Raw genomic sequence first — 21,884 nt, 5'->3', positions numbered from 1 at the left:
GCGGTATTGCCTTTACGCCAAGACAGCCGTTGCGCCGGTGATATGCGTCGTGCTCAGGTCGATTGCACCCGTCAGCTTCACGACCGTGTCGGTCGAGGCGACGGTCGCGTGGGCAGCCGATTGGCTCTCCACCACGTACGTGCTACCACCGTACTGGAACCAGTTGACCTGCGCGTTCGTCGTGCCATCGGCCAAGGCGTTCACCGCCGTGTTCAGAGCAGCCGTGAACGAACTAGCCGAAGCAACATTGACAGCCGTGCTGTTGAATGCGGCCGTACCATGCACGCCAAGCGTCAGCGAATCCGAACCCTTCGCGAAGTCAGTGATCGTGTCCATCTGGCCAGCTGCACCGTAAGCCGTGGCACCAACCTTGAAGTTGTCAGCACCGGCACCACCCGTCAGCGTCGACGACTTGGCACCTGCAGTGATCGTGTCGTTGCCCGAGCCACCGATGATGACGTCGCCTTGGTTGCTACCAGTAACCGTGAGGCTACCGGTGAACGCGCTCGCGTCGATCTTGTCGCCGGTCGTGGTGCCTGCGGCGACGCTCAACGTCAGGTTGTCGGAACCCGTGACAACGATCTTCGCATTGTCGTTATTCGCGAATGCGATCGTGTTTGCAGCCGTGCCGTTCGACGACAGGTTGATGGTGCCGAAGCCCGTCGTAACGGTACCGACGTTCAAGCCTGCCGACTTGGCTGTGCCGATGTTCAGGTTCAACGTCTGGGCGCCAACAGAAGCGCCGAAGTTGTCCGTCGTCGATGCAGCGGTGATGTCGACGGTACTTCCATCCGCCATGTTGCTAATAACGTTGGCGCCGGTGTTAGCGACTGCGAAGTGGTTCGCGAATCCAGCAGTGATCTGCGACGCGTCGACCGTTGCAGCCGAGTCCAGTTCCAGAATCTGGAAGTTCTTCGTCGCGTTGAGGGCAGTGTAGACAGAAGACGACAGAGTCGCATCGTTGATTGCCAGTGTGTTGACGCCGGCGCCACCATCCAACTGTGCACCCGAAGTCAGCGTACCGAATTCGGTTGCTGCCACCTTGAGCACGTCGTTGCCTGCGCCGCCCGTGAACGTGAAGCCTGCGAGCGTAACTGCACCGTGCGCGTCGAGCGTCACACCGCCAATATCCGCGCTTGCATTCACCGCCTTCACCGTACCGATCGACTCCGTCAGCGTCAAGGCCTTGTCGCCAGTCACGTTGATCGTCGTCAGTGCACCACCGGTGTTGGTCAGCGAGATAGCGTCAGCTGCGCCCGTCGCCGTCAGGTTCAACGTCGTGACCTTCGAACCGCTCAGGTCAAGCGTGTTCGCCGCCGCATTCGAAACGTTGCTCAGCGTTACCGATTCCGACACATCCGTCGTCGATGCGATGGTGTACGTGCGACCGGTCGTCGTGTCGTTGGACAGCGTGAAGCTCTGGTTTGCGAGCGTGAAAGTCGTGGCTGCTGCCGCCGGAGCGTCGATTTGCAGCGACGTCACGCCTGCAACCTTCGAGACGTCGACGCTTGCGCCAGCATTGTTGATCCACAGATTCTGGACGTTCGTCAGGCCCGGCAAAGCTTGACCGCCTGCGAGGCCATCGCTATAAATCTTCAGCGTGTTGACGCCGCCAGCGCCGTTGATCGAGTCCGCCACGCCGCTCGTGTACTTGCCCGAACCGGCGGTGTTGTCAGCGACGAACACATCGTTGCCGCTCGTGCCCGTCAGCGTATCCACACCCGTAGTGAGCGTGAACGTCTGTGCTACCGCGCCCGTACCGATGTTTGCGACCGTCGTCGACAGAGCTGCGGTTGCCGTAGCTTGCGAAGTCGAGTCGACAACCGATGCGACCGCTGCGCGAGCGTTGTTCGCTGCTGCGTTGCCCGAGTAAGCGACTTGACCAGCAGCCGACTGGGTCAGCGCTGCGGTGAACGAGTCAGCGTAGCCCAGCTTTGCAGTCAGTTCTGCTGCGTCCGTACCAGTTGCACCGTTGTAGATGTTCAGAGCGACTGAAGCGAGCGTGAATTGGCCGTTGACGATGCCATTCACGTAGAAGTTCAGACCGGTCACGTCAGCAGCACGACCAAACAGCGTTTGATAGATCGCGTTGACTTGCGCGGCCGTGCTCGAGCCGCCATAGAGAGCGGTCGACTCAGCCGAGTTACCGAATGCGTTGATGATCGAATTCAGGTTGCCGTTCGCAGCGGTCAGCTGGTTAACCCAGTATTGCTGACCTGCCGGGTCAGCGGGGCGGCCGTAATAGGCCAGATATGCTTGTTGTACTTGTTCGGCGTAGGACAATGCGGCCATTTGAACATTCCCAATAAAGGTTTATCTGAATCACACGTGTGACGCGTCGGCAATTCCATGCTGTGGCAGGAGCCGACTTGCCTATTACTGGCAATAAGTCCCTAGCCCACGACACCGACAACGCATTGCGGATTTTCCATGTCCGGCGCAGGCAATGTGTGATGTGGCTCACAAATTCGCAAATAGCTAATGAAAGTTTCGGACGCAGCGCATGAAAGAGATAAGCGAACGAGTCAGACGAGGAAATGCAGACTTCCAGAGGGGTCGCACGCCTGAAGAGATAGAGTTGGCAGGGCATTACCCCGGATCGGCGGGCGCCTTCACAGTGCTTCGGTCGCCGATGAAGAGAAACAATCCGTCGCCTCGCTCCAGATACCAGCAGCCTAGGGAAATGAGGAGGCTAAGAGACAGAAAAGCGCGTTGGTGCCGGCACTCCGCTTCAGATGTGCACGTCGGGAGCATCCGGCGCAGTATTCTTTATGGTAAAGCGGTTCTACGCCGACGGACAGCGCACCGATTTCATGGAGCCGGAAATGAAAAAGCAGCCCACGTGTTGTACGTGGGCGCAAAACCTCCGTCCTGCCGAGAGTGCGGACGGGCGACCATCACTACGGTCAGCCGCCATTGAGGTAATCCGAGACCTTCCGGTTGACCGACCGGGGTGAGCGCGGGCTAAAGCTAAAAAGCCCACATTCAGTGTCCATAGTAATTCAATGACCCGTTATTTCTTGTGACGGATATCACAGATCGAAAAATTTGCTGTCGACGTAGTCGAAAAGGCTCTCACCAGCGGCGAATTTAGCCGCTATGCAAAGCGTGAAAAACGCGCCACTTACATGCGTCCAGAAGACGTTCCGGGAAACGCGATGTGGTCGTCGCAAAGGGATTTACGGGGAAAGCTGGAAGCCAATGAATGCTGCGTAACGCAAAGAGCGGCCGCTTAATACATTCACCCGCGCGACTAGTTTCCGACGAGGCCATAGGCGCCGAGGAGAAAGTGGCTAGGCAGTCCGGATGAGTCTTGCTCCCGAGCGTCTGGCTCAGATGTCGGATCTGCCAGAACCTGTGATCCGGCTTCTGACGCCTGCTCCTCTAGCACCCAACTGGCGTTGGAGTGTTCCAGTGTACCGTTGAGTTCCCGGATGAGATCCACTATCCGCTCGCATTGCAACAGGTAATGTCGCGTGCTTGATGAGCGGACGCGGTCACCTGACTGGTCAGCCACGGAGAACGACAGACGCACATGGCCCGGCACTGAGGCTGGCTCAATGGTCCAGCCGACAATGCAGCATTGCGGACCGCATCGCTTGCGTGACGCTCTTTCCTTGGTGTTCGAATGAGATGCCATAGGCCTATTTCAAGGAGTGTGCGCAGCAGCAAGCTGACCAACCGCTTAGCTGATGCGCAAAAGGTCCCCTAATTTAGAGCAGGTGTCGACGGAAGATTGTGCGGACGGGCACAATTTAAAGTTAAATGGCAACGGCTGTCCGCTCATTAATGCGGCAATGCAAGGTTCGTTGCGGAGGAGGGCGCTTGCATCCGACTGGGGTCGGTAGAAGACCCCGCCTGAGCAGATCAAACGATAGGCGGCCGGGGAGACCACATCGCCGCAGATTCAGTACACCTGCCGGTGCTGAGTGCGCCGACTCAGCAGCGACTGTCATGCGGTGCCGTCGACGCATGCCGCACCGGCGAGGCGGTGCCTGAATCCCGCCCAACCGCGGAAAACCGAGCGGGCGAGGTGTCGATGTTCAGTGTATGAGCGGCATCGACCTTGTAACATTCGCCATCTGGGCAGATGGAACGAACCACTGCGCGATTTCATACAGATCCTGTGGCGTCAGCGTCCCTGCCGCACGTTTGAGTTGCAGCTCGGCCAGCAGGTACTGATAGCGCGCGCGCGCCAGATCCCGCTTGGCCTGATATAGCTGCTGTGTCGCTGTCAGTACGTCCAGATTCGTGCGCATGCCGGCCTGCACGCTTTTTTTCGTAGCCGTAATCTGCACGGTGGCGGACTCCACTGCACTTTCGAGCGCACTGATGCGTGTCAGGCTGCTGACGCACACGTTGTACTGCTTGCGTAAGTCGAGTAACACCTTGTCGGTTTTGTCCTGCAACTCGAACTCCGCCCGCTCATAGTTAGCCTGAGCCTGTTGCGACGAGGCCTGCACAAGGCCGCCTGAATACAGCGGTATCGTCACCTCTACGCCGATCGCCTTGGTCAAATAGCGCTGGCCGATGGTCTCCACCGTATTAGACTGGTTCTTGCCGATACTGGCGACCAGATCGACGCGCGGATAAAAGCCCGCCTTTACAATTTTAACCTGCTGCTGCGCGGCCTCCAGAGAGTGCCGTCCGGCGATCAGCTGGGCGTTGTTCTCAAGAGCAATATCCCGCCATTCGTCGAAGCCAACGGGCGAGGGCAGCGTCGGCCGATAGTTATCATTCAGCCGGTCAAGACCGGCGACGTCGAGCGAAGCCGGCAGGCCCGTCATTGCCTCGAGTGTATGCGCTGCATTGTCGACAGCGTCGCGCGCATCGACTACGTCTGCCTGTGCGAGTTCCGACTTCGACTTGGTCTCCAGGATGTCCGTGCGCGTGCCTTCGCCGTTCCGGAACATCGCCTGGTTGCCGGCGAACTGTTCGTCAAACGCCTTTTTCTGGGCCGTTGCGAGTGATAGCTGCTCCTGAGCAAAGACGGTATCCGTATAAGCGCCCAGCACGCGCACGAGCAGTTCCTGCTTGCGGTCGTCGAAGGTCGCATCGCCAGCGAGAGCTGTTGCTTTGCCGTAACGGTAACGCGCTACGCCTTCAAAGTTGATCAGGGATTGGCGCAGTGAAAGACCCTCGGAATACGCTCCATAGACCTGGTGAACTGAAACGTCGCCCTGTGGCTGTCCAAAATACGTCGTACCGGTCACATCGCGGTACTTGGCGTAGTTCGCCGACACGTTCGGCAGCAGGTATGAGCGGCCAATTGCCACGTTGGCATCATCGGCCTCTTTCTGTTTTGCCGCTGCTGCGAACACCGGATCGTGACCTAGCGCAGCGTCATAGACCTCTGCCAGACTGAGTGCGTGCGCCGTGCACGGTGCGATCAGCGCTGCACTAAACGATATTGCAAGCGCGATAGCATGCAGTTGGGGCGCCGTACGGATAAGCCGGCGTGAACAGGTGGAGATCGACCTGCGTCCCGTCAAGGTTATAAGCACACGTTGCACGTCAGTCCTCCGTCAACGCGGTGTGCGAGCGATCGATGAGCGGCTTGAGCAGATAGCTGAGCATGGAGCGCTGGCCGGCATTGACGAACATCTCAACCGGCATCCCGGGCCTCACGTTCAGATTCCGCAGCAGTTTCATGCCCTGCGGCGTCACCTTGGCGCGAACCCGGTAGTACGGTGCGCCCGTGTGGTCATCCACCAGACGGTCTGCCGATACAAAGGTGAGGACGCCCGGTATCTTCGGCGTACTGTTCTGGTTGAAGGCGGTAAACATCATGTCGACCGGCAGACCCTTGTGAACCTTGTCGATCAGGTTGACCTGCAACTGGCCTTCCACTTCGAGCGGCTCGCCGCTGGGCACCACCTCCATCAGCTTCGCGCCTGCTGCGACCGTGCCGCCGTCGGTGAACACGTTTACGCCCACAACCGTTCCGTCGACCGGAGAGCGGACCTCTGTGTTGGCGAGTTGGAACTCGCTTTCAGCGAGACGGCTTTTCAGGGCCCCGGTGTCGCGCTGCACCTCGCTAAGCTGGGTGCGGACATCTTTCATGTAGTCTTCCTGCATCTGCGCGATGTGCAGGCGTGCTTCGGCCATCTGGCTTGCCAGCTGTCCAGTGGTGCCAGTCTGTCTGGAGATGTCGCTATTGAGGGCGGCCTCCTGACGTTCAAGGTCCTGAAGCTTGCTGCGCGGCACATACCCCTCGCTCGTGAGCTGCCGCACGCCGGCCAGCTGGTCCCGCAGCGTCTTGCGTTCTGCCAGTTGCTGTACCTGGGAGTCGCTCTGGCCTGCCAGCTGGGCGCGATAGCCCGCAATGTTTTCCGCCAGCGCGCCGACCGACGCTTTCAGTGCCAGCCGGCGTGTGATCAGCAGTTGCTGTTGCAGCCTGACGTCATCTTCGGCCTCTTCGTCATGCGCTGCGACACGATCCATCAGCTCGGGCGGAAACGCTATTTCTTTCGCGTTCGTCGCTTCCGCGACGAGGCGTGCCTTCATTGCGAGCTCTGTCAGGTATTGCGAACGGACGGTGGCGGCCTGGGACCTCGTCTGAACGTCGTTCATCCTGACGAGCACCTGGCCTGCCTTCACTTCATCACCGTCCTGCACGAGAATCTCGCGGATGATGCCACCCGTCGGATGTTGGATTGTCTTGCGATTGCCGGTCACGACCACCGTACCCTGAACTGCAGTTCCCTTGCTGAGGGGAGCGAATGACGCCCATAGCAGCGAACCTACGATGCCCACCAGCACGACTGTCCAGCCGAGTTTCACGTATCGCGATTCGTCGACATCAACCACGGGCGGCAATGCAGTGCCGAGCACCTCGACGGCGGGCACCGCCGCCTTCCTGCTTTGAAAATTGAACATGGAAACCCTGCAGATCAGACGGTCGCCTCCGCCGTGTCAGCGGCGGACGGTTGGGGATGTTCGGGCTGGGTCGGGCCCGCGGCGGCAGGTTGTGCAGTTGCCGTCTGGGCCGGAGCGTTCTGCAACGCAGCCAGCACGTGTGCAGTCGGGCCGTACATCCTGAGCTGACCCTCCACCAGGAGCAGCAGCTTGGTGGTCGCCGCAATGATGCTCGTGCGATGGGTGATCAGGACAACGGTCTTGCCCGCGGCCTGCAGGCGCTCGATCGCCTGCTTCAGTGCTGCCTCGCCCGTCTCGTCGAGATTCGAGTTCGGCTCATCGAGTACGATAAAAGACGGGTCGCCGTATAACGCGCGGGCCAGTCCGATACGCTGTTTCTGGCCGCCGGACAGGCCGGCTCCCCTGTCACCCACTAGCGTGTCATAGCCCTGCGGCAAACGCAGGATCATCTCGTGAACGCCCGCGAGCTTTGCCGCTTCGATGACCTTGTCAGATTCAATCTGGCCAAAGCGCGCAATGTTTTCGGCGATTGAGCCGCCAAACAGTTCGATGTCCTGTGGCAGGTAACCGATATGCGGGCCCAACTGATCCTTGTCCCACTGGTAGATGTCGGCTCCGTCAAGTCGCACCGTTCCGACAGCGGCGGGCCATACGCCCACCATGAGCCGCGCGAGTGTGGACTTGCCGGAGGCGCTCGGCCCGATAACGCCCACGATGTCGCCCGCGTCGATGTTGAACGACAGGCCGTGCACCACAGGCAGACGCGAGCCCGGTGCCGCGGCACTCACCGCCTCGAGCGTCAGGCGACCTGTCGGGGGCGGCAGACTCATGCCGATACGGCGCACCGGGTTGTTCTCGAGCAGATCGACGAGGCGGTCATATGCACTTCTCGCGCCACTCCACTGACGCCAGACCGAGATCACCATTTCCAGCGGGCCCAGAACCTTGCCCATCAGGATCGAGCCGGCGATCATCATGCCCGGGGACACCTTGCCTTCAATCGCGAGCAGGGCGCCCAGTCCCAGGATCAGCGACTGCAGCGACAGGCGGAAAAATTTAGTGACATTGCCGACCATCGCGGCTTTCTCGCTGGCTTCCGCCTGCCGGGCCAGAAAGCCGGCGTTGAGTATCGACCAGCGCGACATCAGGTTGGGCAGCATTCCCATGGCTTCGATGACTTCGGCGTTTCGCAGGTTCGCGGTCGCAAGCGAACTCGAGCGGATCGACAGCGCGGTTGCTTCGGCCAGTGGACGACGCGAGACCCGTTCGTTGGCAATAGCGAGCGCGATGAGAACGACGGATCCCGCCAGCGAAAACACGCCGAGCCAGACGTTGAACAGGAAAATGACTGCCAGGTAGATGGGAAACCACGGCGCGTCAAAGAACGCGAACAGTGCGTTGCCCGTCACGAACTGGCGGATCGTGGTCAAATCGTTGAGCGACTGACCTGCATTGACGCCCTGCTGCTTGAGGTTCGTCTCAAACGCCGCCGTGTACACGCGACTGTTCAGATGCATGTCGAGCTTGCCGCCCACCCGTATCACGATGAAGCTGCGTACGTACTCAAGCACGCTCGAGAACGCATACATGCCCAGCATCATCAGCGTGAGCATCGCGAGTGTGACGCCATTACGGCTGGGCAGAACACGATCGTAGACCTGCAGCATGTAGAGCGACGGCACGAGCATCAGCACGTTGATGAGCATGCTGAAGATCCCCACCGTGCGGAACACACGACGGTAACCCAGCAGCGCCTGAATGATTTCGTTCGACGGTACCCGGACTTTCTTGGTCATTTGCTGTTGCCGCGCTAGCTGATCGCGACACCTCCCGACTGGTCTGCAATTTTGATCTGTTGGTTATTCGACACCGCAGCGTCGGCCCCTTGCGAAGGCGCTCATTCTGATCCATCGAGCCCGGCAAAAATGTGACGGCTGTCACATCAATTCAGGAAAACAAGCCCGATACTTGCGCTGCTTCCAGAATCCCCTCTTTGCAGGCAGCCGATGCTCACAAATCATAATTCCGACGCGCAGCTCAATATCGCAATGGGAGGGCGTGCGTTGCTTACGCCTCTAACCGGTATTGGGCAATACGCGTCACATCTCGCCCGAGAATTTGTGCAACGGGGACATCAGGTGCGGTTTTTCTATGGAACGCACTGGTCTACATCGCGTGAGAAGGGTGCCGTCACATCCTCCGCCGGGGGGGGAGGGGAAAGGTCATTGCGTACGGCGGCGGCGGGGAGTGCCAAGCGCTTTGCGCGCCGGTTCGTGCCCGGCATTTACCGTTTCATGCCGCATGTCGAACAGTACCGCTTTGATTCGGGAATACGGCGGCAGCGCGTCCCGCAGGTCTATCACGATCCGAACTTCATTCCGTTCCGGTTTCGCGGCCCCACGGTGATTACTGCACATGACGTATCCTGGGTACGCTATCCCGAGTACCATCCGGCACATCGCCTCGCGCTTCTGCGTGCCAACTTTCCGCGCGCTCTCGAGCAGTCCGACAGGATCATCGTGGTATCGGATTTTGTGCGCGATGAATTGCAGGCCTGTTTTCCAGTGCAGCGCGATAAGATCAGAGTCGTCTATAACGGCGTCTCGACGCGCTTCCGGCCGCATTCTTCCGATGCGACCTCTGAGGTACTGGCACGGTACGGCCTCGTGCACGGTCACTATTTCGCTGCAGTGGGCACGCTCGAGCCGCGCAAGAACCTTCATACCGTGCTCGCAGCACATGCGCGCCTGCCGGTCGCGGTGCGTTGCAATTTCCCGCTGACTCTCATTGGTGTGGAGGGGTGGCTGACCGACTCACTTCACCTCGCGCTGGAGCATGGCCTGCGCGAGGGTTCCGTGCGCAGACTGGGCTACGTATCCGACGATGACATTCCGGTCCTGACTGCGGGCGCACTTGCGATGGTATATCCGTCGGTCTATGAGGGCTTTGGACTGCCGGTATTAGAAGCAATGGCATCCGGCGTCCCGGTGCTGTGTTCGACGGCCCGCGCTTTGCAGGAAGTGGCGGGCGATGCCGCGGTCATGCGCGACGCAGCCGATGTCGAAGGCTTTACTGAAGCCATGCAGGCTCTCATCGACGACAGCGCGCTGCGCGAACGGCTGATCACAGCCGGAAGCGTTCGTGCCCGCAGCTTCAGTTGGCAGCGTACTGCCGACGAAACCCTTGCCGTCTATCGCCAGATCGTCGCCTGAGAGCTTCAGACGGGACAGGCGTATGCCCACCTTCAATCTGTTCATGCATACATTAAGAACCAGTCTTGCGCATGTGCTGCTCCTCTCGCGCCAGGATCTCATTGACCGGCACCGCGAAAACGCGCTCGGTGCTGCGTGGCTGCTGATCCAGCCTTTGACGTTTGTCGTGCTGTTCAGTACTGTGTTTTCCCGCTTCATGCGCACACGGATCGGCGCGGACGCGGATCCCTATCTGTATACGGTTTATCTGATTGGCGGGCTTCTCACATGGAATCTCTTCGCTAACCTGCTGAACCGGCTGACGCCTGTTTACGGCTCAAAGGCGCACCTGATCCGTAAAATCAGCGTCGACCTATGGATCATGCCGCTTCATATCGTGCTCGCCGAGTGGGCTGTCTACGGCATTACCATGGGTTTTTTCGCCGTCTTCCTGATAATTATCGGTCACCCAATCGGTGTGCAGTGGCTGGTACTGCCCGTCATCGCGCTGTTGCTAAGCGCGTTTGCGTACGGGGTTGGCATCATCCTCGGTACCCTCGACGTTTTTATTCCTGACATCAAGAACGTCCTTAACATACTCCTGCAGTTCGGGTTCTGGCTGACACCGGTGGTCTATCTCGCATCGATCCTGCCGGCTTGGGCCGCAAAGGCGATGCACCTGAGCCCGATCTTCTGGGCCATCGATGCCGTGCACGGCATCGTCGTGTGGCATCAGTATCCGCCAGCAAAGGAGCTAATCGGACTCGCTCTGGCCGCGTGCGTCAGTCTGCTCGCGAGCCGCCTGCTGCTGGACCGGCTGCAATCGGATTTGAGGGATACGCTGTGACAGGTCGTGTGCAGAGAGGTTCGCCGGTGCTGGAGGTCCAACGGCTATCGAAGCGCTTCAAGATCTACAACCGGACCGCTGACCGCCTTCTAGAAGGCCTTTTCGGAAAGACGCGGCATCGCGTGCATGTTGCCCTCGATGACATTTCGTTTTCGCTCGGTCAGGGCGAGGCGATTGGCGTGCTGGGACAAAACGGTGCGGGCAAGTCCACGCTACTCAAACTGGTGAGCGGTGTGCTGATGCCCGATGCTGGAACGATCGAACGCCGTGGACGCATCGCCGGCCTGCTGGAGTTGGGCACCGGTTTCGACGGCAGTCTGTCGGGTCGCGAAAACATTGCCGTGAACGCAAGACTGATTGGGATGACCAGCGCGGAGATCGAGGAACGATTCGACGCGATCGTTGCTTTTTCCGAGTTGGCCGGCTTCATTGACGCGCCGTTGCGGACCTATTCGTCCGGAATGGTCATGCGGCTCGGGTTTGCCGTGGCCATTCACGCGGACCCCGTCTGCTTTATTGTCGACGAGGCACTGGCAGTGGGCGATGCGCGCTTTCAGCAGAAATGCCTGAAGCGCATTCGCGAATTCCGCGATAAGGGTGGCTCTATCCTATACGTGTCTCACGACATCAATTCGGTAAAGCTGCTCTGCGATCGGGCGATTCTGCTTTCGGAGGGCACCATCGCGTACGACGGGTTGCCCGACGAGGCCGCGCAGATCTACTACAGACTGATTGCCGGGATCGATGACGACGCGCCGCAGAAGGATGAGTCCACGCCCGAGTCGTACGGCGCGTTGAGCACGCGCATCCGCAACGTGGTGCTGTCAAACCGGCTTGGCCCCGCAACGCGCTTTGCGTCCGGCGAAGAAATCACTATCGCACTCGAATGCGAGTCAAAACAGACTGCCGAGCTATCCGTCGGGATTCTCATTCGCGACCGCTTTGGTCAGGACGTCTTCGGCACCAACACCGCCCTGCTTCGCGAGGCGGCACACTTTTCGGCCGACGGCCGGGTAAGTTGCCGCTTCTCGCTGCCGTTGAATTTCGCCCCTGGCAAATATACGGTGACCGTCGCACTGCATTCCGACGATACCCATATTCATGATTGCCAGCACTGGTGGGATGCTGCTGCGGCGTTCGAGATCGCCGGCTTCAGCAACGTTCCTTTTTCCGGACTGTGCTATGTGCCAGTCCGTTTTGAGCAATCCCCGGTACGAAACTTCGTAGAACCCACGTTTTAAGAACTATGACCAACGCGGTACTCCAAGATCTGATTGCGCGTGTCAAGGCCGAGGCGGCCGCGCATGCCTCCCCTGATGACACGGGCAATACGCTCGCCCCGGATCGTCCGGTCTCCGCCTTCGAGCCGGTGCCAGGTGCCGCCGACCTTGCAGGGCGGAATGCCATTGAACACCTGCTCGTTACTGACAACGAGGAGTTCGTGGACGGTGCATACCGGCTCCTGCTGGCGCGTGAAGCTGATGCAACGGGTCGCGCCACTTATATGGAGCAGATTGCGCGCGGAGTTAGCCGGCTCGTCGTGCTGGCCAAGCTGCGCATGTCTGCGGAGGGGCGTCGTGTTGCAGTGCCGGTGTCGAGGTTAAGCGCCCTTATTGCTGCCGCGGCGGCAGACCAGTTGCTGCGACGCGTGGGCCTGGGAGGGCTGGCCCGGCGTGCAGGGCGAACTGCCGATGGCCTCTATGCACGCTATGTGCTGCGGCGCTCGCTGCCCGCATGGCGGGCCCGCTTTGAAAACACCGTTGGGGTCGTGCTGCGACAAGGCCGGCAGATCGAACAGTTATCGCAGCGCTTCGTCGAGTTGCGCGAGGACCTCGTTCCGACGCCCGCAGTGTCGCCGGAAACCATCGACGCCTATTACCTTGCGTTCGAGGATGCCAATCGTGGCACCCGCGAAAGTGTGCTTGCAAAGCTTGCCATCTATAAAGACTGGCTTGCGACGTGCGTGCCGCGAGCAGATGGCCTGACCCACGAGATCGTGGATGTGGGCTGTGGTCGCGGTGAATGGCTGGTCTATGTCAGGCAAAACGGCCGCGACGCGATTGGTATTGATGTCAACCGCGTGATGGTGGATGCCTGCCTCGCACAGGGACTGAACGTGCGGTGCACGGACTCACTTACCTTCCTGCGTAGCCTGCCCACAGGCTCGGTCGCCGCCGTTACCGGCTTTCATATCATCGAGCATCTGCCGTTTGACTATCTGTTCGCGCTCGTGCAGGAGAGCTATCGTGTGCTGGTGGAGGGCGGCTCGGTCCTGTTCGAGACACCCAATCCGGAGAACGTACTGGTAGGCAGCCACACCTTCTATCACGACTTCACGCATCGCAATCCGATCACGCCGAGCGCGATCTCGTTCCTGCTCAAGTATCACCGCTTCGAGGAAATTGACATCATTCGCAGCAGCCCTTACCCGGAAGAGGCGAAGGTGCCGGGCAACGATCCCCTTACCGAGCGCGTCAACGGGCATTTGTGCGGTCCGCAGGACTTCGCGGTACTGGGACGCAAGAGAGCGGCAGATGGGGGCGAAGCGTGAAGATTCTCGTGACGGCCAACCTTGTGCCGTTCATGCACGGGGGCGCTTCCTACCATATCGCGGGTGTGGTGCAAGCGTTACAGCGGGCTGGGCATGATGTCGAGCTGTTACGCCTGCCGTTCCGGTTCTCGCCCGAACAGGATATTGTGCGGGCCATGGAACACGCTGCGTCACTTGATTTCGTGCGCCCCAACGGCGTGACGATCGATCAGGTCATCAGCTTGCAGTTCCCCGGCTATGGAGTCGTTCATCCCGATCACCGGATTTGGGTGATGCACCAGCACCGCGCTGTCTACGAACTGTACGACGCAGCGAAGGCCTCCGCGGAACTTACCCGGCTGCGCGCACAGGTCACCGCGTTCGACAATGCGGCGCTCTCACGTGCAAATCGCGTGTTCGCCAATTCCGGGCGCGTCGCTGCACGGCTGTCCGATTTCAACCGGATTACCGCGACGCCGCTCTATCATCCTCCGGCGCACGCCGAGTCATTCCGGCGCGAAGACGCTTTGCCCTACGTGTTCTTTCCCAGCCGTCTGGAAACGCTCAAGCGTCAGTCGCTGCTGATCGAAGCGGCGAAGCGCATGCGCTCGTCGCTGAAGATCGTGCTTGCTGGCGACGGTGGCCAGCGCGATGCGCTTCGCGCGCTGATCGAGCGGCATGGTGTCGGCGATCGCGTAGCGCTGATCGGCCATGTGACCGAAGCGGAGAAGCGCGCCTTTTACTCGCGCGCGCTGGCCGTTGCGTTTCCCGCTTTCGACGAAGACTACGGATATATCACGCTGGAAGCGATGCTGTCCTCAAAGCCTGTCATTACGTGCACCGACTCGGGCGGGCCGCTCGAGTTCGTTCGCCACGGTGAAACAGGCTGGGTGGAACAACCAGACGCCGACGCACTGGCCAGACGCCTGGACTGGCTCGCGGAGCATCCACGCGAAGCCGCCGAAGCGGGGCTTCGTGGCCGCGAAGCTTACCAGGCAGCGGATATCTCGTGGCATCACGTCGTCGACGCGCTTACCCAACCTCTTTAACCGGTTTTACATGAGAATTGCCATTGTTGCACCGAGTCCGGTGCCGTTTGTGATCGGGGGCGCCGAGAACCTGTGGTGGGGGCTGCTCGAGGCGTTCAACGCGCGTCCGGGGATCCAGGCGGACCTGCTCAAGGTGCCGAGCCCCGAGCGCAACATGGGCGAGCTGCTGGCCAGCTATCGCCACTTTTCGCAGCTCGACCTCGATCATTTCGATCTGGTCATCAGCACCAAGTATCCGGCATGGGCAATCCGGCACCGTAATCACGTCGTGTATCTTCAGCATACGCTGCGCGGACTCTACGACTGTTACCCGCCGGGCATGCCCACGCACTTCGATGAGGGCGACCTGCTCGCGCTCGGCATTCCGGCGCGGATCGTGAGCGCGCTCGCGAACTACCGCGCAGCCGATCTCGAATTCAAGGATCTCCTCGATGCACTCGACGCCGCCTGGCAGCGCTCGCCGCAGGCACCGTGCTGGGCCTTTCCCGGGCCCGTGACACGCGCCGTTATCCGTCTGCTCGACGCAGTTGCGATGCGGCCGGACAAGATCGTGCACTACGCCGCGATTTCCAGCGTTGTCGCGGCGCGTGAGGGCTATTTACCGCCCGGTGTAAAGGTGGCGGTTCATCACCATCCCACGGGTCTCAAAGGTCTTGAATCCGGACCGCAGGAGACTCTTTTCAGCGCAAGCCGTCTCGACCCGGCCAAGCGGATCGATCTCCTCATCAACGCGTATAGGCAGAGCGGAGTCGACGTGCCATTCCGCATAGCTGGCAGCGGCCCCGATGAAGCGCGGCTGCGTGAGGTGGCGGCGGGACACAGCGGCATACACTTTCTCGGCCGCGTTCCTGATACCGTGCTGGCGCAGGAGTACGCGCGGGCCGTTTGCGTGCCGTTCGTGCCACGCGACGAAGACTACGGCCTGATCACGCTGGAAGCAATGCTGTCGGCAAAACCGGTTCTGACTACGACGGATTCCGGCGGTCCGCTCGAACTGATCGAGCATGAGCGCTCGGGACTGGTCGTCGAGCCAGAGGTGGCCGCGCTGGCGGGCGCAATGCGACGCATCTGCACTGATTTGCCCAAGGCCCGCGATATGGGTCTGGTGGGCCATGCGCGTGCGGCCCGCCTCGACTGGGGTAGCCTGTGCGACGCGTTGCTCGCGGCCGGGCGGCAAACCACAACAGCATCCGATGCCTTTAATGCAGCGGGTGCCGTGAGGCTGGCTGCACCCAGCGTCGTGACCCGCCAGGCAAAGCCCGTTCTCGGCGTCATGAATACCTTTCCCATCGCGCCGGTAATCAGTGGTGGGAAACTCCGCCTGCAGGGGCTTTATTCGCGTGTTGCCGACCAGTTCCAGGTGCAGTTCGTCAATCTGGCACCCTCACATCTTCACGGCGTGCGCAAGCTTGCCCCTGATTTCAGCGAGGAACTGGTGCCAAAGTCCCGGGCGTTCGCCGAGGCCGAGCAGCAGCTGGAGCACACGCTGGGTGCTTCGGTTGAAGATCTGGCAGCGGCACTCCATCCGGACACCGCGCCTCAGTGGCTCGACGCCATTGATGCACTGGTACGGCGTGCGGATTTGATTGTGTGCTCGCATCCCTATACCGTGCCGGCGTTGCGTAAAGTTTCGTCGCGGGCTTTCGTATATGAGGCGCACAACGTCGAGGCCGATCTCAAGGCAGATATTTACGGCCCGCACCGATGGGCGATTGACCAGGTGTCGGCGCTCGAACGCCGCGCCGTGCGGGAGGCGTCTCTCGTCACCGCCTGCTCGGTCCAGGACCGCGAACGCATGGCTGAACTATACGGCGCGGCAGACGACGCAAAGCTGATTGTCGTGCCCAACGGGATCGATGTTGCCGCGACGCCTTTGCGTGCGGTCGCACACATACAGGACCGCCGCGCGGCGCTGCGCGTGGCGCACCCCCTCGCACTCTTCATGGGCAGCGCTCACGGGCCGAATATCGATGCCGCCCGCCTCGTCGTGGAGGCTGCCGCGCAGCTGCCTTCGGTCCATTTTCTGCTGCTGGGTTCCATCTGCCACGTCATGGAAGCATGGGAACGACCCGCGAACGTTGGCCTTCTGGGTGTCGTGAGCGATGTGGAGAAGGCCACCTGGCTTGCGATTTGCGACCTGGGTTTGAACCCGGTCATTTCAGGATCCGGGACCAATCTGAAGCTATTCGAATATGCGGCAGTCGGGCTGCCCGTAGTAAGTACGGAGTTTGGTGCTCGCGGGTTGGGTTACCGTGCGGGACAGGATTACGTGTTGGCGGAACCGCACGCTTTCGCACAAGGCATCAATGCGATGCTGGAGCTGACGCAGACAGAACGCGATCGCATGGTGCACAACGCGCGACGGCGCGTTGAAACGCACGGCGACTGGGCGGCGATTGCCGCCACCTACTCGCAGGCGCTCACGCAGCTTCTCGGATAAGCACTAAGAACGGGGCCGGTCGGGACGACCGTCACCCGTTCGGCTTAGAGCACTGCTTCTTACAGCAGATAATGGCTGAGCGGCAGCAGCGCGTCCGGCTGGCCGATTACCGTGAGTTCCACCGTAGGTGCGGGAACTGCGGACTGCGCCGGCGCTGCGTGCGTGACCTCGTGCAGCAGGCTGTCGACCGAGTCGTACGAGTGATGCAGCAGACCTTGCCATTCCAGGCAGACCGACCGGTCTTCGGCGGCTGCTGGCGTTTGCGAAACACTGATCGAGTTTTTCATGGAAAGGATGTAACGGCGGAAGTGATGATAGGGTTGCCGCTATTCTAGCGATTCACGCAGCGATTGTCGTCAGTACTTCCAGGAAAGACCTAGCGAGCCGCTGTACACGGTATACGCGAACAGTGAGATGGAACTGGAAACACGCTGAGCGGACATCTGCGCATAAAGGGACCAGCCGGCCGTCACGGGGAACGTGTAACGTAGCGCCGCTACGCGGATTGTCTGCTGCTGGTTGAGACTACCGAAGAACACGGGGTCGTAGGCGGTGGCGTCATTCAGTGTCCGTTGCTGCAGGATGGCTTCGAACTGACCATGGCGGTCCATGTCGTAGTCCAGTGAAAGCCACGCTGAATAACCGCGCTGCATGCCACCCGGGCGACCGTTACGTGGCCAGTCCCACGCAGGACCGAAAAAGAACTGCATCGATGTACGCTTGCCCACGTGTGCCTGGAAGGCGGCACGCACGGCGAAGTACATGGCGTCGTAGAGCGAATTGCCAGGATAGGCGGAGTCCACGACCGTCAGGTCGAGTCCGCCACGCATGAGCAAAGGCTGCCATGTGGCCGGCGGCAGCCAGAAGCCTCCGTGCCATGCCAGATCACGCTGATAGATATGCGTGCCGAGCCACAGCACGTTCGTCGTGATCTGGTTATCCATCTCACCATGCATGAAGCTCGTTCTGTCGGTTACGCCAATGGTCACCGCGCGCTGGTCGAAGTTGTGCAGACTGCGGTATTGGCGGTCGGAAATTCCGCCCATCAGTTCGAGGCCGGGCACAGCTGCAATCGGGTACTCGCCCTGAATGGCCGATTCGATGTACTCGTCATGGCGCGGCAGGTTTTCGGGTGCCAGGGTCAGGGAGTTTAGTGGAGCGCCAGGTGCGAAGATCACGATCGGATCGGAAGGGCCGAAGTTCGCATTCGACGTCACGCCGGCCCCCACGCTCACAGCGAGCTGCGGCCGCGATTCGACCGATATGCAGGTGTTCGCCCTGTAGTAAAGGATGAGTTTCCCGATCGCGGGCGGCAGCTCATAATGTGCTTCGAGGCGGGCGAGCGTCCGGAGGGACTGGTCTCGTTCCCCCAACTCACAGTACAGAATGGCGATATCGAGTAGGGCGCCTGCCTGGCGGGGATCGCGCTGTGCGAGTTCGGTAAGTAACGCGAGTGCGCGCTTTCGGTCGCCCTCGCCGATCGCAGCCTGCGCCTGGGCCTGCAGGTCGTCGTTGATGATCTGCTCAAAAGCATTCTGCGGCGTTTGTGCTACCGCATACATCGGAAGGATCAACAGGGCAGTCAGGTGAATGGCGCTCAATGCCAGCCTGCAGATTGCGCTCCTTACGCGGCCCGACAGCAGTGCGGCACAACGCTGCCTAACAAACTGCATGAGGCTTCCCTTCGTTCAGCGTATAGAGTTGCTCAGCCGCATCGCGCCCGCGCAGTGTTGCCTGAACACATGCCCGCAGGCCATGACGTGTGGCCTGCCGTGCCGTTTCCTGCCCGATCAGCAAACTGGTTTCCAGAGTCCGGGCGTACTCCTGAAGTCGCGACGCTACGTTGACCGTATCGCCGATCGCGGTATAGGACTTGCGAAAAGTCGAGCCGATTTCGCCGACCACAGCGGACCCGCTATTCACCCCTATGCGTACGCGGATCGTCCTGCCTTCCAGAATGGGCAGTGCGCTGCGGTTGAGCACGTCCAGTCCGCGCAGCATCGCCAGTGCGCAATCGAGTGCACGATCGGCATGGTCCGGTTGAGCAAGGGGCGCGCCCCAGAACGCCATTAACGCGTCGCCCATGTATTTGTCCAGCGTGCCTTGCGACTTGAGTACACAATCCGTCAGCGTGCTGAGGATGACATCGGTCATCGCCGCCAGCTCTTCAGGCGGCATTTGCTCGGCCAAGCGCGTGAACCCTTCAATGTCGACAAAGAGGACTGAGATCTGCCGGCGCTCCGGCTTGAACGTGGCGAGCCCTCGCTGCCGGATAATTTCACGCAGCACTGTCGGCGGCAGGTAATGACTGAAGCGACGTTCAAACGAACGTATTGCCGCCTGTGAAAAGATCCATTCGATGGGCGCCTGAACAAACATGAATGCTGTGGCCGGAACCAGCGGCAGTGCCGCGAGGCTTGCAGGCACGCAGCGCGTCGAAACGAGCAGCACAAGCCATAGCGATGTCACCGCGACCAGGGCAACCAGCGCGATGCTCGCGCGTTGCGTGCGGAACATGACGGAAAATGCAATGATCGAGCAGGCGGTCCACACCATCGGAAGCCATGAAAATGACAGCGTGGTCCCTTTGCCAGATTCGAGATCCAGCATTTCGCCGAGCAGTTCCGCGTGCACGACGACCGCAGGCAACCAGGGATCGATGGGGGACGCGACGTGGTCTGTCAGTCCCAGCGCCGACGAGCCGACCAGCACGTAACGACTTGCGAGCAGCGCGGAGGGCGCCGTCTCGGCGAGCACATCGTAAGCGGATACCACGTCGAATGACTGGACTGAATGTCTGTACTGCACGTGCATCAATCCGTCCGAGTCAACGGGCAGACTGTGGATTGGCAATGCTGGCGACCGGCCGTCGGCACGGCAATGCATCAGTTGCCACGCAAGCATGGGATAGGCCGCATTCGCATATTCGATGAGCGGGGCGATGGACCGCACAACGCCGTCCAGACTGGCGTGCGGCGTAACGTGTCCCACACACAGGTCGGCGGTGTCGAAGAAGTTGCCCACATAGCCTGAGGCCGCGGGCGCGTGCGGCGTGCCCGTGCCCGCGGCGAGCGCGCCCCCCAGGTGACCCGCATGAGGCACATTCGCGCTGCTGGACAGTGCGAATGCCTGGGCAAATACGAGCGGAAACCGGCGCGCGACGGCAAGTAGCGCGTGATCGCCCTCGGGCGATCCGGCCTCAGGGAACATCACGTCGAGGCCAACGGCTCTCGCGTGATACTGCGCGAACAGATTCTCTGCCAGCCGTGCGATGACAGCACGCGGCCATGGCCACGGGCCGATGACTTCCAGCGAGTGCTCGTCGATGTCGACTAGCGCGATGCGCGAATCCGGCCGGGCGCTCAGCAATTGCACCTGCTGCCAGTCGTCGATCGCGTATCCGAGCCGGCGGTAAGGCTGAGGCAACCAGATGTCGCACGCCAGCAGGCACGCGGTCAATGAAACCAGTCCGAATATTGTGAGGCGGATGCGGTCGAGCGTAACCAAGCCTGCTATCGGGACCACTGGGTGGCTCCAACCGCCGTATTTTTACCGTCAAGAGACTGCAGGAACAGATAGCCGGCCTGCGTCGCATTCTTGCCGGCGAGTCCGCCCAGAACGGTGGCCTGCGAGCCATAGTTACTGTGCAGCTTGCCGTCGGGGCCGACGCCACCTTGTGCCGACACGGCGTAGTTCGTGCCGTTCGCACTGAGGCTAAGGCTCGTCTGAAAGGTACTGGCGCCGAAGTTGACTGACAGGAACGGCTTGCTGATCTGCGCCTGCGTAGCTGTCCCGGTTGCAGTGTTCATCACGTAGGCGCTAGAAGCCTGGAGTTCAAATGTAAAGGTGCCGAACGTGGGCATCACCATGTCCGTCTGCGGGGTACGTGTCATGGCGAACGGGGTGAGCAGTCCCAACTGGTCGCTGCCTTGCTGGAGCAGCGCAGCCAATGTCGTATCGCTCGGTGCCGCCGCGAGCGGCGCAAAGCGCCCCCAGAAGATTTGTTGTGATTCGGGCGGCTGTGCCGGGGGCAGGCCAGGGGGCGCGAGCGGGGGTGCCGGTGTGGTTGCCGGTCCCGATGGGGCGGCAGGCACTGTCAGCGGGAAACTCAGTTCTGCCGGCGCAACACCGGGGTTGACCGGCTGCATGATTGCCGCCCGTGCGCTGTTTTCCTCGTTCTTCAGTGCTGCGGCCGCCTGCTCAGGGATCAAGCTCGGGAGTGCCGAGTCGACCACAACCGGGTGGGCGTTGCCACGGTAAACCTGCAACACTGCGTTGGGCTGGCCGGCGAACAGTTGTGCCGCAGTCGGCCCTTCGCACGGACCGGTGCCCGTAGCCGCGCAACCGGCACCCAGCGGGGTCATCACGATGCCACCGCTGCGCACGTCGGCGCGTGTCACGTTGGCGTCGGTAAACACCGTGAAATCGGTGCCTCGAACGCCCAGTGCAGCAACGGGCGTATTCATGCGGTAGTGGTCGCGGGCTGCCTGGGCGCCGGTGCCGGATATTTCCCTCACCACGCCCTTATGCAGCGACAGTTTGATCACTGTCTTTTGGGGTTCTGCAGGATCGTATTCGTACCGCTCGAACGTTAGCGACGAATCGGGCCGCACACTGATGAAGCCGTGATCGACCGTTGTTATGTACACGTAGCCGTCGACTCCGGTCTCGACCGTATCACCCTGTGCGATGGCGGCGCCGCGGGAAAGAGGCACACAGTCTGCCTGAGCGTGCTGCGCACACGCCTTGCCAATCACGACAACTGCGTTGCCGAGCGTCACAGGCTGTGCATTGGCAGCCCCGTACAAGAAGAAAGTCGCGCCCACAACGAATCGTAGTGCGGCGACTGGCCCCATCGTCATGCATTTTTGCATCTACTTTTTTTCCCCGAAAGCGGCGAGGCAATGTGGTCCATTGTTGCCGCAATGATCAGACATTTTTTGGCTGG

General features: G+C 60.7%; 14 protein-coding genes. 6 read left to right on the top strand and 8 right to left on the bottom strand.

Annotated elements, in window-relative coordinates; translation table 11 throughout:
- Positions 1–12 precede the first annotated feature (12 nt).
- The 4 genes from B0G71_RS28780 to B0G71_RS28760 form a co-directional block, all read right to left on the bottom strand.
- Positions 13–2,292: a DUF4214 domain-containing protein gene (locus tag B0G71_RS28780; RefSeq protein WP_116146032.1), complete on the bottom strand. Its 2,280-nt coding sequence runs from the start codon at positions 2,290–2,292 to the stop codon at positions 13–15.
- A 1,751-nt stretch (positions 2,293–4,043) separates the two neighbouring features.
- A complete protein-coding gene (locus B0G71_RS28770; RefSeq protein WP_258875681.1) occupies positions 4,044–5,513 on the bottom strand; it encodes a TolC family outer membrane protein in 1,470 nt (489 codons plus the stop codon).
- 1 nt (position 5,514) lies between these two features.
- Complete coding sequence (locus tag B0G71_RS28765; protein WP_116146028.1) at positions 5,515–6,879, bottom strand: HlyD family type I secretion periplasmic adaptor subunit; 1,365 nt, start codon at positions 6,877–6,879, stop codon at positions 5,515–5,517.
- 14 nt (positions 6,880–6,893) lie between these two features.
- Entirely contained in the window at positions 6,894–8,675 is a 1,782-nt protein-coding gene (locus B0G71_RS28760; protein ID WP_116146027.1) for a type I secretion system permease/ATPase, read from the bottom strand.
- Between the two features lie 210 nt (positions 8,676–8,885).
- Between B0G71_RS28760 and B0G71_RS28755 the strand changes: the two genes are divergently transcribed.
- From B0G71_RS28755 to B0G71_RS28730, 6 genes are read left to right on the top strand one after another with little or no spacing between them, the layout of a single operon-like run.
- A complete protein-coding gene (locus tag B0G71_RS28755) occupies positions 8,886–10,091 on the top strand; it encodes a glycosyltransferase family 1 protein (protein ID WP_116146025.1) in 1,206 nt (401 codons plus the stop codon).
- A 22-nt stretch (positions 10,092–10,113) separates the two neighbouring features.
- Complete coding sequence (locus tag B0G71_RS28750; protein ID WP_241974816.1) at positions 10,114–10,917, top strand: ABC transporter permease; 804 nt, start codon at positions 10,114–10,116, stop codon at positions 10,915–10,917.
- A 26-nt stretch (positions 10,918–10,943) separates the two neighbouring features.
- On the top strand, positions 10,944–12,158 hold the full coding sequence (locus B0G71_RS28745) for an ABC transporter ATP-binding protein (RefSeq protein ID WP_241974815.1): 1,215 nt from the start codon (positions 10,944–10,946) through the stop codon (positions 12,156–12,158).
- Positions 12,159–12,163: 5 nt separating this feature from the next.
- Entirely contained in the window at positions 12,164–13,468 is a 1,305-nt protein-coding gene (locus B0G71_RS28740) for a methyltransferase domain-containing protein (RefSeq protein WP_116146022.1), read from the top strand.
- Positions 13,465–14,496 (top strand): glycosyltransferase family 4 protein, encoded by a 1,032-nt coding sequence (locus B0G71_RS28735; protein ID WP_116146020.1) that lies wholly within the window; start codon positions 13,465–13,467, stop codon positions 14,494–14,496. Before B0G71_RS28740 ends, B0G71_RS28735 begins: the two co-directional genes overlap by 4 nt.
- The gene (locus B0G71_RS28730; protein ID WP_258875680.1) at positions 14,423–16,936 is read left to right on the top strand and encodes a glycosyltransferase family 4 protein; all 2,514 of its coding nucleotides are present in this window, start codon (positions 14,423–14,425) and stop codon (positions 16,934–16,936) included. Before B0G71_RS28735 ends, B0G71_RS28730 begins: the two co-directional genes overlap by 74 nt.
- A 59-nt stretch (positions 16,937–16,995) precedes the next feature.
- Here B0G71_RS28730 and B0G71_RS28725 read toward each other — a convergent pair whose 3' ends face one another.
- From B0G71_RS28725 to B0G71_RS28710, 4 genes are all read right to left on the bottom strand, one after another.
- Entirely contained in the window at positions 16,996–17,223 is a 228-nt protein-coding gene (locus B0G71_RS28725) for a hypothetical protein (protein ID WP_116146017.1), read from the bottom strand.
- Between the two features lie 69 nt (positions 17,224–17,292).
- Positions 17,293–18,537: a tetratricopeptide repeat protein gene (locus B0G71_RS28720; protein ID WP_258875679.1), complete on the bottom strand. Its 1,245-nt coding sequence runs from the start codon at positions 18,535–18,537 to the stop codon at positions 17,293–17,295.
- Between the two features lie 58 nt (positions 18,538–18,595).
- Positions 18,596–20,461 carry a CHASE2 domain-containing protein gene (locus tag B0G71_RS28715; RefSeq protein ID WP_116146014.1) on the bottom strand — a complete coding sequence of 622 codons (1,866 nt, stop codon included), beginning with the start codon at positions 20,459–20,461 and terminating at the stop codon, positions 18,596–18,598.
- Positions 20,449–21,762: a FecR family protein gene (locus B0G71_RS28710; protein WP_258875678.1), complete on the bottom strand. Its 1,314-nt coding sequence runs from the start codon at positions 21,760–21,762 to the stop codon at positions 20,449–20,451. Before B0G71_RS28710 ends, B0G71_RS28715 begins: the two co-directional genes overlap by 13 nt.
- Positions 21,763–21,884: the final 122 nt, after the last annotated feature.

Source organism: Paraburkholderia sp. BL27I4N3 (genome assembly GCF_003386115.1).
GTDB lineage: Bacteria > Pseudomonadota > Gammaproteobacteria > Burkholderiales > Burkholderiaceae > Paraburkholderia.
Note: the sequence above shows the minus strand (reverse complement) of the source record. Positions and strands in the feature narration are given on the sequence as shown.

Coding starts and splice junctions, on each gene's coding strand:
- B0G71_RS28780 (WP_116146032.1), bottom strand. CDS start 2,292: ATGGCCGCATTGTCCTACGCCGAACAAGTACAACAAGCATATCTGGCC.
- B0G71_RS28765 (WP_116146028.1), bottom strand. CDS start 6,879: ATGTTCAATTTTCAAAGCAGGAAGGCGGCGGTGCCCGCCGTCGAGGTG.
- B0G71_RS28760 (WP_116146027.1), bottom strand. CDS start 8,675: ATGACCAAGAAAGTCCGGGTACCGTCGAACGAAATCATTCAGGCGCTG.
- B0G71_RS28755 (WP_116146025.1), top strand. CDS start 8,886: ATGCTCACAAATCATAATTCCGACGCGCAGCTCAATATCGCAATGGGA.
- B0G71_RS28750 (WP_241974816.1), top strand. CDS start 10,114: ATGCCCACCTTCAATCTGTTCATGCATACATTAAGAACCAGTCTTGCG.
- B0G71_RS28740 (WP_116146022.1), top strand. CDS start 12,164: ATGACCAACGCGGTACTCCAAGATCTGATTGCGCGTGTCAAGGCCGAG.
- B0G71_RS28725 (WP_116146017.1), bottom strand. CDS start 17,223: ATGAAAAACTCGATCAGTGTTTCGCAAACGCCAGCAGCCGCCGAAGAC.